This window comes from Streptomyces sp. NPDC002958 (assembly GCF_055563255.1).
The window spans coordinates 16,608-27,486 of record NZ_JBVHDS010000038.1; the positions used below are offsets into that span (position 1 = coordinate 16,608).

Consider the following 10,879-nt stretch of genomic DNA (forward strand, 5'->3'; position numbering starts at 1 on the left):
TCCATCAGGCGTGCCGGGCGGGCCGCTCGGAGGCGTCGGGGTCGAAGGGCCGGCCGCTGCGCTGGAGCAGGTAGCCGCCGATGAGCAGGAGGAGGCCCAGGAGCAGGAAGCCCATGTCCCACCAGATCTGGTGGGGACCGCCGTGGACGTGGTGGATGCCGAGGAGCTGATGGTCCAGGAGACCCTCGACGATGTTGAACAGGCCCCACCCGACCAGGATCCACCCCCACAGCACGTGGGAGGTCCATACCCGGCGGCGCTGGTGAGTGACCCGGGAGTACAGGATGCCCAGGCCCAGGATGACTGCGACCCAGCAGATGGTGTGGAATGTGCCGTCCCACACGGTGTTCATCTCCAGACCGGAGACCGTGTTCGCGGGGTAGTACTTCACGCCGATGCGGTCGTGGTTGGTGCTGGTGAGCATGTGGTGCCACTGGAGGAGCTGGTGGAGCAGGATGCCATCGACGAGTCCGCCGAGCCCCACCCCCAGCACGATTCCCGGCAACTGGATGCTCCTGGGCAGCGTGCCCTCTCGTGTCTGACCGGTGGTGGTGGCCATCGCCTGTCCCGTCTGATCTGTCCTTCGGATACGTGAGCCTGAACCAATATGTCTTCCCGCCCTGATCCGCCCATCACGAACGGGCGTCCTTTCAGCCGGATGACACCGCCATTCGAGGAACGGCGCGCTCGGGTCGTGCTTGTGGGCGGTGCCGAGCATCCGATCCCGGCCGCGGCCCGTGAGCTTCGCGGGCGCTCCGGCCGAACCCGGGCGGCACCGCCAAGGCCGCGTGCGGCGTTGTCCGCGCTGGAGCCGACCGCGCTCATGCTCTGGCGGACGCCGGCCCTGCGGCAGGCGTCGGCGAATGCCCGGCTCGTGTACTGGGCACCGTGATCGGTGTGCGGCAAGGCTCCGGCGAGGCTGCCGCGCGGCCGATCGGCCGCGGCGAGGCCGATCGGCCGCGGCGAGGCGTCGGGCCGGCTTCGGGAACTGCGAGAAGAACCCCGCGACGTCTTGGCACCGAGCGCGCGCATCGCGCGATTCTGCCGCTCAACCGTCTTTGTGATGGGCGGGGCCGACCGACGGCCGCATGCGCTATAGTTGATCTTGCAAGTTCGCCGCAACTCACGGCGAATGACGCTGCGTTGGTGGTCCAAGGAAAGACGCCCCGCTTCCTGCGGGGAAATGCAGGTGCAAGGCCTGCCCAGCGCTCGCTCACGAATCCCTTTCCCCCGCCGGGGGAAGGGATTCGTCGCGTTCCCCACAGCCGGCCTGCCCGACCGCGCTTTACTCAGGCTGGGTTGAGTGCGTGTGCTCATGCCCGGTGCACCTTGGGCAGCGAGTATCGGTGCAGCGGCGTAGCCGAGAGCGCCGGTTTGATCCAGCTGAGACGATCACGGGGAACCTGTCATGCCCCGACGTATGGTTGTGTCCGTGGCCGCCGGTGTCGTCGTCCTCGGAGGTGCCGGGGCCTTCGCTCTTGCCTACGCCGGGGTGCAGCCTCCCTCTCTGACGCACAGCACTGCCCGCTACGCTGCCCCCGACGGCGACCGCAATGGCTCGTTGACCTTCACCACTGACGTCACGGCGTCCTCTGGCGTCAAAGACGTGAAGGTCCTGGCCTGGCCGGCGAACTCGCCCTTCGCCGAGCAGGGGCTGACCACCAAGGACATGGCCGCCGTGGAGTCGGCCGTCTGCAAGCCCTTCGGTGAGGACACCGTGCGCTGCACCTACGCGGTCACCGTCACCCGCGCCGACACCAAGGCGTGCCCACGCGGTGTCTGGCACATCGCCGTCCTGGCCGGCGCCGAAGACGGCACCACAACACTGGACACCAAGGCGGCCGACTTCACTGGTATGTGACCCAAACGCGCATGTGATCGTGGCAGGTGCGGTTGCCGCGACCACCCGAGCGGCTCATCTCCGCTCGCGCGGAGAGGACGCATCCTTGGCCGGATCAAAAAGGGGACGTGGGCGGCTTTGCATCTGCGCGGTACTGATCCGCGAGTAGCCGGACACCATCACCAGCACCGTCGGGCGGGCGGTCTGCCCGAAGCCCAGCGGGATGTCCGCCGGCGGGAACCACAGATCCGCACTGCACCGGCTCGCCAGGGCTGATACGCCGTCCGCGAGACCGGATCCGCCGGCAGATAGACCGGCCGTAGTTCCCGCAACCCGCCGTTTCGGCACCGACAAGGACCGTTCCCAGCCGATCCGCTGAGCGATCACCGTGGCGGGCATCCGCGAGTATCCGCCAGCAGCTCGCGGATCTCCGGCTCCACCGCGTGCGCGGTCGAGCCCTTCGGCGCCCACCGCTGTTTTGGCGGTCTCGGGCCCAGGCGTGGTCGATGACCTTGACTGGACGGTGTCGTTGAAGCGGACGATGCCGTCCGCCAGCCGCAAACGCCCTGCGGAATGATGTCACGTCCGGGGCATGGAATGTGAGTTGCCGTCGGGGGCGTGGGCACGTCCGGCTTGGAGGACGAGGTCGAGGGTGGCGTCGATGTCGGCGCGGGTGGCGGGGTTGATGGTGCACATGCGCAGGGCGGTGCGTCCCTGGACGCGCGTGGTCAGCAGCATGGCCTGCCCGGGGCGCCGACGGCGCGGCTGACGGCGTGCTGGAACTCGTCGAGCGTGTCGGGGTCGGTGGTGGCGGGCCTGTTAACGGAAGGTAAGGATGCCGAGGCTGGGCCGGGTGACCAGGTCGAACTCCCGGTGGGCGGTGATGCGTGCGGCAGCGTGGTCGGCGAGCTGGAGCCCGTGGTCGACGGCGCGGCGGAACGCGGCGGCGCCGAAGGCTTCAGCGACAGTTTCAGGGCGTGCAGGCCGCGGGACTGCCGGGGGACCGTAGTCGTCGAGGTTGATCTCGTCGCCGTGCGCCTGGGCCGGGTGGATATAGCCGGTGTCGAGGTGGTGGCGTGCCATGCGGAAGGTGTTCTTGAGCAGTTGAGGGTCGCGGACCAGCACGCACCCGGCTTCGCAGGGCTGGAAGAGCCATTTGTGGGGGTCGATGGTGAGGGAGTTGGCCTGGCCTAGTGCGGTGCGCAGGTGACTGCCCCGGGAGGTGAGGGCGACGGCGGCGCCGTGCTCCCGTTTCCGCGAGCGGGCTTACGACCGCTTCTTTTTCCTGCCACGCACCGGAGAGATCCGACTGCGCCCGCACCGGCCGTATTTCCAGTCCGCGAGTGCGAACGACTACGCCAGCGGCATCCAGCGTGATGTGGCCCCATTGAGCCGGTCCTCCCTGCACAACCCGCTGCTGACCCGCCTGCTCCGCGACAGCTTCGTCCGCTTCCCGGTGAAGGACAGCCGACTCGACGAGCCCTGTGACGTTCAGTGCCACCAGTTCCGGATCACCGGCACCTGCGACGAAATCGGTCGGCCGACGCCGGAGGGGCCGCACCGCGACGAGGTCGACTACGGCGCGATCCACCTGATGGGTCGGCTCAACGCCGCATGTGGCGAGTGCCAGGTCTACAGTCCGGGCAAGGCGCTCCTCACCGAGTTCTGTCTGACGGAACAGATGGACACCATGTACTGGGCGGACCAACAGGTCCTGCACGCGGTCCGGCCGATCAGGCCGCAGGACACCGGACACCCCGCGGTGCGCGACGTGCTCATCATGGGCTACAGGCACACCGCGGGCCTGCAACGGTTCGAGCCCGTCTGAGGTGAAGGATCAGTTTGCAGCGCAATCGTCCGGAGCCTGTGGTCCTGCCGCGTTCCGGCAGTGCGGCCCGGTCTGCGGGCGCCGGCCTCCAAGATCCGCTCCGGGTCCGGAGGCCGACGCCAGGCGTGCGGCGGTGCCCCGGCTCAGCCCGGCAACACCATCTCGTCCCGTCCCAGACCGGCGAAGACGCCCGAGACCCGGCGAGCGATGTCCGCCGCTGTCAGACCGACGCGCGCAAGCACCCGACTGCGCTCGGCGTGGTCGAGGAACTCGACGGGGACGCCGAAGTCACGGACTGGGACGTCCACTTCGGCGTCCCGCAGCGACTGCGCGATGGCGGCGCCGACACCCCCGGCCCGTACCCCGTCCTCGACGGTCACCACGAGCCGGTGCTGGCCGGCGATGGTGGGGAGCGCCTCGTTCACCGGCTTGACCCACCGCGGGTCCAGCACGGTGGTGCTGATGCCCTGCTCGGCCAGTCGGTCGGCGATCTCAAGGCACATGGGAGCGAGCGCTCCGACTGAGACGATGAGCACGTCGGCGCCGTCCTCCGCGGAGCCCCTGAGCACGTCCATGTCCCCTACCGTGCCGACGGCGGCCACCTCGGGACCGACCGTACCCTTGGAGTAGCGCACGACCGTGGGTCCGTCCTCCACCTCGACGGCCTCGCGCATCTGGGCCCGCAACTGGTCGGCGTCGCGCGGCGCGGCAATCCGCAGCCCCGGCACCACCTGCAGGACGGCCATGTCCCACATGCCGTTGTGCGAGGCGCCGTCGTCACCGGTGATGCCCGCGCGGTCCAGCATGAAGGTCACCGGGCAGCGATGCAAGGCCACGTCCATCAAGAGCTGGTCGAAGCACCGGTTCATGAACGTCGCGTACACCGCCACCACCGGGTGCAGTCCGGCCGTGGCCAGTCCGGCCGCGGAGGCCACCGCGTGCTGTTCGGCGATACCGACGTCGAAGAACCGGTCAGGGAACTTTTCGGCGAACGGCGCAAGTCCCGTAGAACTCCGCATCGCCGCCGTGATCGCCACGATGTCCTTGCGCTCGGTGCCGAGCCGCACCATTTCCTCGCCAAAGACGGTGGTCCAGTCCTTGCCCGATACGCAGACGGGCTTTCCGGTATCGGGGTCGATCACCTTGACCTGGTGGAAGCGCTCGTCGGACTCCTCGGCGAAACTGTAGCCCCGGCCCTTCTCGGTGATGCAGTGAACGATCACCGGGCCGCCGAAGCCCTGAGCGCGATGCAACGCGTTCTCCACGGCCGCCACGTCGTGGCCATCGATCGGCCCGACGTACTTCAGGCCCAGATCCTCGAACATGCCCTGGGGCGCGATGAAGTCCTTGAGGCCCTTCTTCGCCCCGTGCAGCGCGTCGTAGACCGAGCGGCCGACGAACGGCGTGCGGTCGAGTACGTTCTTGGTGCGCTCCAGGAACTGCTCGTAACCGTCCGTCGTGCGAAGGACGGCCAGATGGGTGGCGAGTCCGCCGATGGTGGGATTGTACGAGTGGCCATTGTCGTTGACCACGATGACCAGGGGGAGTGTCTTGTCGGCGGCGATGTTGTTCAGCGCTTCCCACGTCATGCCCCCGGTCAGCGCCCCGTCACCGACGACCGCGACCACGGAGCGGTCGCGCCGGCCGGCCAGCCGGTCGGCTTTCGCGATGCCGTCGGCCCAGCTGAGCGCCGCGGAGGCATGCTGGTTCTCGACGATGTCGTGCGGTGACTCGGCGCGGCTCGGATACCCCGAGAGGCCACCTTCCTTGCGCAGCTTGGAAAAGTCGTGGCGGCCGGTCAGCAGCTTGTGGACGTAAGTCTGGTGGCCGACGTCGAAAACGATGCGGTCCTTGGGAGAGTCGAAGACCCGGTGCAGCGCGATGGTCAGCTCTACCACACCCAGGTTCGGCCCCAGGTGCCCTCCCGTACGGGAAACAGCGTTGATGAGGAACTCGCGGATTTCCGCGGCCAGTCTGTCCAGCTCACCGGCGTCGAGCTTCTTCAGGTCCTGCGGCCCGCGGATCGACTCCAGAACGCCCATACGTCATTCTCCTTCGGCGCTGCTGATAGGGAGGGTTTCACTTCGGTGCATGCACAGGATCCGCAGCTTCTCGGCCGTCGGATCCAATGAGCAGTTCACATCGTCATGGCCGATTGGCAACGGTTCATCTCCAAGGCGGAACGCGCAGTCGATGGTGGTCCCGGTACCGAAGCGGCGAGGTGCCGCCCCAGGGAAGCGAACACGGGTTCATCTGTCGAATCGCTGGATGCGAGAACCCGGCCGCGGCACTGGGTGTCAGACTTCGTCATGCCCTCTCAGAGAGCCGGAGCGGCGGACCGCGAGGAGCGGCAACAGCCCATATGCTTTGCCATCCAGCAACCACCTCCTCGTGCATGCGGAGGTGGCAGGCTATCAATTCTTCCGGATGCGCGCCGCACTGACGGGTGGGGGCAGTGGCCGCCGGGCCTGCCGCTGTCGGGATGGCGAAAACCGTGGCACTCGTACCTTCGAAAAGCGTCTGGACCAGGCGCTGGAAGCGGCGCAGCACCCCGGCACCCGGCCGTGCCCTGTAAGGCGGAACACGTGATCCGTGGAGCCGACCCATGCGTTTCGGATCGTTCCTCGGGCAGCGCGGAATTCAGCAGACGCCGCACGAGCTGTCGTTCGCGGCCTTGTTCTTGGCCGGTGACAGGAGCGCCGGAATCGGTGAGCGGCTGAAGGCAGGTGATGTGCCGCCCAAGATGAGGGCGGACGTACGCGGTGTGCCCTCGGGCGCTGTCAGCTTTTACACCGAACAAGGAAGGGCGCCCGCGCGTCATTGCCCGGCTCGGGATCAGGTGCCGTGGAGTGGCATATCAGCACGGCAGAGTCGGTGTTCGTCCGTGTCGAGGTACACCATCCGGACGGACACATGGCGGCGCTCAGCAACCCGATCACCCTGACCTGAACGAGCAACGCTGTCAGGCAAATGAAGTGGAAGATGAGTCCCGCCCGGTCAGCCGGCTGCCGATCGCACCGGTTGTGTGAGGTTCCGCCACAAGAAGGTATGCACCAGGGCCTTGTTGTGGGCGGACTGTTCGTTGTCGCTGGCGCCCTCGTGGCCACCACCGGTGTTCTCGTGGAGCAGGACTGAATGACCGAGCTCGCGCAGACGTGCGGTCGCTTTGCGGGCATGGCCAGGGTGGACGCGGTCGTCACGGGTGGAGGTCATCAGAAGAACCGGCGGGTAGACCTGGTCCGCGGTGAGCTGGTGGTAGGGGGAGAGCGCACGAAGGTGGGGGCGATCGGCTTCAGTATCCGGGTTGCCGTACTCGGCGGCCCAGGACGCGCCGGCGAGGAGCTTGTGAAAGCGAAGCATGTCCAGCAGCGGTACCTGAGCGACGATCGCGCCGAACAGGTGCGGGTAACGGGTGATCATCGCGCCCATGAGCAGGCCACCGTTGCTTCCCCCTGCCGCGCCCAGCATGGCCGGGGTGGTGATGCCCCGCGCGACGAGGTTTGCGGCGACGGCCGCGAAGTCCTCGAAGGCTCGCGGCCGGTCCGCGCCGAGTGCGGCCTGGTGCCAGGCCGGCCCGTACTCGCCCCCACCTCGGATGTTCGCGATCACGTAGGTGCCGCCGCGCTCCAGCCACGCCCGGCCCGTCACCGCGTCGTAGGAAGGGATGAGCGAGACCTCGAAGCCGCCGTAGCCGTAGAGCAGGGTGGGGCCCGGGCCGGGCCCGTCGGAATGGCCGGGGCCGATCACGAAGTATGGCACCCTTGTCCCGTCCCGGGAGGTCGCGAAGTACTGCTCCACCGCAAGACCAGCCGTGTCGAAGCGGGCCGGAGCCTGCTTGAGGATCTCCGAGTCGGCGCCGATCTGCCCGTGGTGGAGGGTGGACGGCTGCAAGAACCCCGACACGTCCAGGAAGTACTCGTCGGAGATGTCCGGGTCCGTGCCCGTAACCGTGACGGCGGACAGCGCTGGGACGTCCGTGAGCGGCTTGCGTGCCCACCCGCCTCCGGAGGTGGGGGTGAGGACCTCGATGCGGGTGCTGACGTCGCGCAACGTCTCCAGGATGAGGTGGTGGCGGGTCCAGGAGTGCCCGGCCAGAGCCGTTCGCTCATCCGGGGTGAACAGCACCTCTGCGGTGCGGTCACCCGCCAGGAAGGCGTCGAAGTCGAACGCCAGTAGGGAGCCCGCCCGCTGTCCGAGCCAGTCGGACTTCAAGGTGACGATCAGATGCCGGCGATGGGTATAGGCACTGGCGTCGTCGGGAACTTCGATCTTGACGAGCGTGGCGTCCGGGTTCAGGAGGTACATCTCGCTGCGGAAGAAGTCCAGCCACCGGAAGACGAAGTCCCGTTCGAAACCGGGTGTGGTGTCGTGCCGGCCCCAAGCTGCCACATCTCCTGTCTCGGCCTCGAAGACCAGGTCGGCTTCTTCCAGCGGGGTGCCGCGTCGCCACCTGCGGACCGTACGCGGATAGCCGGCGTCGGTCAGTGAGCCCGGCCCGAAGTCCGTGCCGATGAAGACGGTGTCGGCGTCGATCCACCCGATCTGCGTCTTTGCCTCCCTCACCTGGAACCCGCCATCGACGAAAGTCCGGTTGGCGAGGTCGAACTCGCGAACCACAACGGCGTCACCACCGTCGCGCGACAGACACACCAGTGCCCGGTCATAATCGGGATGGCGCACCCGCGCACCCGCCCACACCCACTTCTCGCCCTCCGCCGCGACGAGCGCGTCGACGTCGAGAAGGACCTCCCACTCAGGAGAATTTTTGCGGTACTGCTCCAACGTCGTACGCCGCCACACACCACGCACGTGCCCGGCGTCCCGCCAGAAATTGTAAAGGAACACTCCGCGACGGACGGTGTAGGGGATGCGGTCCGAAGCGTCCAACACCTCCCGCAGGCGCTCCTTCAGGGAAGCGAACCCGCCGTCGGCGGCCAGCACCGCCTCCGTCTCGGCGTTCCGCTCGGCCACCCACTCGAGCGCGGCCTCGCCCTCGATGTCTTCCAGCCACAGGTACGGGTCTTCATCAGTCACAAGCCGAATTGTGCAGGCATGGAACGCGCGCCGATACCACATCCGCTCATTGCCGCCCCACCTGCTACTGGCGTGCTGCCTCACAACCAGCCGCGGCGGGCCGCGATCACTCCGGCCTGGAAGCGATTGGCGCCTCCGAGGAGGTCGTGCAGGCGGCTGATGCGGCGGCGCATGGTGCGGACGGGCCAGCCGAGCCGGCGCGGGCTATCGCCTCGTCCTTGAGGCCGCTGACCAGGAGGGTGAGGACGAGTCGGTCCTCCTCGTCGAGGGGGTGTTCGGATGGGTGCGTTGAGGGGCAGGGCCTGCTTCCAGCACATTTCCCAGTAGCCGGTGAGGGCATCGAGCAGGGTGGACGGGCGGATCACCGCGGCGCGGACGTCGTTGAGGTCGAGGGAGAGCGGCATCAGGGCGAGATTGCGGTCGGCGATGGCGATTTTGATGCCCAGGCCGGACCGGACGCGGGCCTGTTCGCCGTGCCGGACCAGCTCGCGGATGTCATCGAAGACGCCCTACGCAGTGCCGTAGCCGCCCGGCTCAGTTCCGGCCCCATCGACTCTGCGTGGTGGCGGGCGTCGGCGCCCCATGACTGCATCGACCTCTCCTCCCCGCGCGACGCCGCCACCATCGCTGCGTTCCTGCGTACCCGGGTCTACAGGCCCGAGAGCCTGGTGTGACTGAAGGGATACCAGACTCTCCCCCGCTGGCGCGCCGAGAACGAGATCAGCGGCCTGTACGCCGTCCCCTACGACATCGAGACGACGGTGGGCGTATCTAAGGATTTCCCGCTGGGCAGGTGGGTGCACCAGCAGAGGAAAGCGCTGCGGGCGGGCGAGGTAGAGGAGCGGCGCAAGACCCTGCTGGACGCGCCGGAGGCCGGGATGGTGTGGGAGCCCGGCGAAGAAGCCTGGCAGAACAAGCTCGCCGCTCTGCGCTCGTACCGGCGCGCCACCGGGCACCTCGTCCCACGCCGGGACGCCGTCTGGGGCGAAGGCGAGGCGCTCGTACCCCCGTTGGGCAGCACCTGGCCAGCCTCCGCTGCAAGGGCGGCCTCGGCAAGAACCCGGAACGCGCGGAGACGCGGGCCGCGCAACTGACGACCACCGCCCCGGACCGGGACTGCCCGTGGCTGCTGGACTGGCGACGGCGGGGTGCAGGACAGTTGCAGGTGGGTGAGGTAACCGTAGGGGCCGTTGTCGGCCGGTCCCAGGGCCAGGGCGTGGGTAGTGGTGCGCCGGATGTGGAGGGTCAGCGGGGGCCGGTGACACAGCGGCGGATGACAGGAGTGTCCGCTCGGGGGCTGTGCCAAGGTGCTCGGTCACCGCTCGCGCGGCCTGGGCGAGGGACCCTTTCGCAGTGCTGGTCGGTGCGCGGTTCGTGGCTTCCCAGCCGGTTGCCTGCCGCCAGTTGAGCCCACGGCGAACGACAGGGCCGGGACAGGGAAAGCACATACCTCGTATCCAGCCTGCGGCAACGCACCACGCACGCGCATGCCTGAAAACGTCGAAGCCGGCACAGACTCCTATCGCCTCGCCAACACCCGAGCGCGAGCCGAAGTCCCCGCCAAGACCAGCTGAAATGCTGTGAAAGAATTGCTCTTGCCCCCACGGATAGCGGGTCAGCGCGGAATTTTCTGTGTCACCCGTGCGGGGCATCAAGGCCAAATAGGCTGCCCTGGCACACCGAGCAACTGAAGGCGGACGGCAGGGAGAGCACATGGAACTGACAGAGCGTGAGCTGACCGATCCGTGGGAAGGCGTTCTGATTACTCCCGCCGTCGGCACTGACGTCGGCGTTCTGGTCCTGGCGGGCTCAAGCGGACGCATCGAACGTGAGAGAGCGCGCATCCTTGCCGCGCAGGGCATTACGACCTTGGCAATCCGCTGGTTCGGCGGGCCCCAACGGTTGAAAAATCAACGCCAACTCCGATGCTCAAAGGAGGCAGAGTCATGGTGAGCGTTCTCAAGCGCCGCGGCGCCACAGCCCTCGCAACTGCTCTGCCGGCCGCAGGAACCATCGCCAGCCCGACCGCAGCGGAGGCGGCGACCACGCCGGCGTCCGGCACAGCGGCACCGCACCCGGTAGTTGAACCGCCCCGGGTTCGGTAGAGATCTCAGATTGTGGTTGTGACCTGGGGTTTCGTTGATTCCATGTAGTAGTTGGCTTCGTACTCGACGGGC

The 10,879-nt window shown here is 67.8% G+C and carries 8 protein-coding genes and 3 pseudogenes; 4 read left to right on the plus strand and 7 right to left on the minus strand.

From position 1 onward, the window contains the following. Positions 1–4 precede the first annotated feature (4 nt). Together ACZ3IC_RS32365 and ACZ3IC_RS32370 are read right to left on the minus strand one after the other, a co-directional pair. The gene (locus ACZ3IC_RS32365) at positions 5–559 is read right to left on the minus strand and encodes a DUF2243 domain-containing protein (RefSeq protein ID WP_467422060.1); all 555 of its coding nucleotides are present in this window, start codon (positions 557–559) and stop codon (positions 5–7) included. A gap of 233 nt (positions 560–792) precedes the next feature. Further along, positions 793–948: pseudogene (locus ACZ3IC_RS32370) on the minus strand (IS3-like element IS1206 family transposase); the annotation flags it as partial. A 460-nt stretch (positions 949–1,408) separates the two neighbouring features. On the opposite strand from ACZ3IC_RS32370, the gene ACZ3IC_RS32375 reads away from it, so the two are divergent. After that, positions 1,409–1,861, plus strand: coding sequence for a DUF5707 domain-containing protein (locus tag ACZ3IC_RS32375; RefSeq protein WP_467422061.1), 453 nt, complete (start codon positions 1,409–1,411; stop codon positions 1,859–1,861). 138 nt (positions 1,862–1,999) lie between these two features. Here ACZ3IC_RS32375 and ACZ3IC_RS32380 read toward each other — a convergent pair. From ACZ3IC_RS32380 to ACZ3IC_RS32390, 3 genes and pseudogenes are all read right to left on the minus strand, one after another. Then, positions 2,000–2,322, minus strand: a pseudogene (locus ACZ3IC_RS32380) (IS21 family transposase); the annotation flags it as partial. Between the two features lie 97 nt (positions 2,323–2,419). Next, the gene (locus tag ACZ3IC_RS32385) at positions 2,420–2,578 is read right to left on the minus strand and encodes a hypothetical protein (RefSeq protein ID WP_467422063.1); all 159 of its coding nucleotides are present in this window, start codon (positions 2,576–2,578) and stop codon (positions 2,420–2,422) included. 81 nt (positions 2,579–2,659) lie between these two features. Further along, a complete protein-coding gene (locus ACZ3IC_RS32390; protein WP_467422070.1) occupies positions 2,660–3,046 on the minus strand; it encodes a pyridoxal-dependent decarboxylase in 387 nt (128 codons plus the stop codon). A gap of 16 nt (positions 3,047–3,062) precedes the next feature. Here ACZ3IC_RS32390 and ACZ3IC_RS32395 point away from each other — a divergent pair, with 16 nt between their 5' ends. Beyond that, positions 3,063–3,668, plus strand: a complete 606-nt coding sequence (locus tag ACZ3IC_RS32395) for a 2OG-Fe dioxygenase family protein (RefSeq protein WP_467422064.1) — start codon at positions 3,063–3,065, stop codon at positions 3,666–3,668. Positions 3,669–3,811: 143 nt separating this feature from the next. Here the strand turns inward: ACZ3IC_RS32395 and dxs are convergent, their stop codons facing one another. Together dxs and ACZ3IC_RS32405 are read right to left on the minus strand one after the other, a co-directional pair. Further along, the gene (gene dxs, locus ACZ3IC_RS32400; protein WP_467422065.1) at positions 3,812–5,710 is read right to left on the minus strand and encodes a 1-deoxy-D-xylulose-5-phosphate synthase; all 1,899 of its coding nucleotides are present in this window, start codon (positions 5,708–5,710) and stop codon (positions 3,812–3,814) included. A gap of 955 nt (positions 5,711–6,665) precedes the next feature. Continuing rightward, a complete protein-coding gene (locus ACZ3IC_RS32405; protein WP_467422067.1) occupies positions 6,666–8,744 on the minus strand; it encodes a prolyl oligopeptidase family serine peptidase in 2,079 nt (692 codons plus the stop codon). Between the two features lie 554 nt (positions 8,745–9,298). Between ACZ3IC_RS32405 and ACZ3IC_RS32410 the strand changes: the two are divergent. Together ACZ3IC_RS32410 and ACZ3IC_RS32415 are read left to right on the plus strand one after the other, a co-directional pair. Then, positions 9,299–9,846, plus strand: a pseudogene (locus ACZ3IC_RS32410) (helicase associated domain-containing protein); the annotation flags it as partial. Between the two features lie 569 nt (positions 9,847–10,415). After that, positions 10,416–10,655, plus strand: a complete 240-nt coding sequence (locus tag ACZ3IC_RS32415; RefSeq protein ID WP_467422068.1) for a hypothetical protein — start codon at positions 10,416–10,418, stop codon at positions 10,653–10,655. Positions 10,656–10,879: the final 224 nt, after the last annotated feature.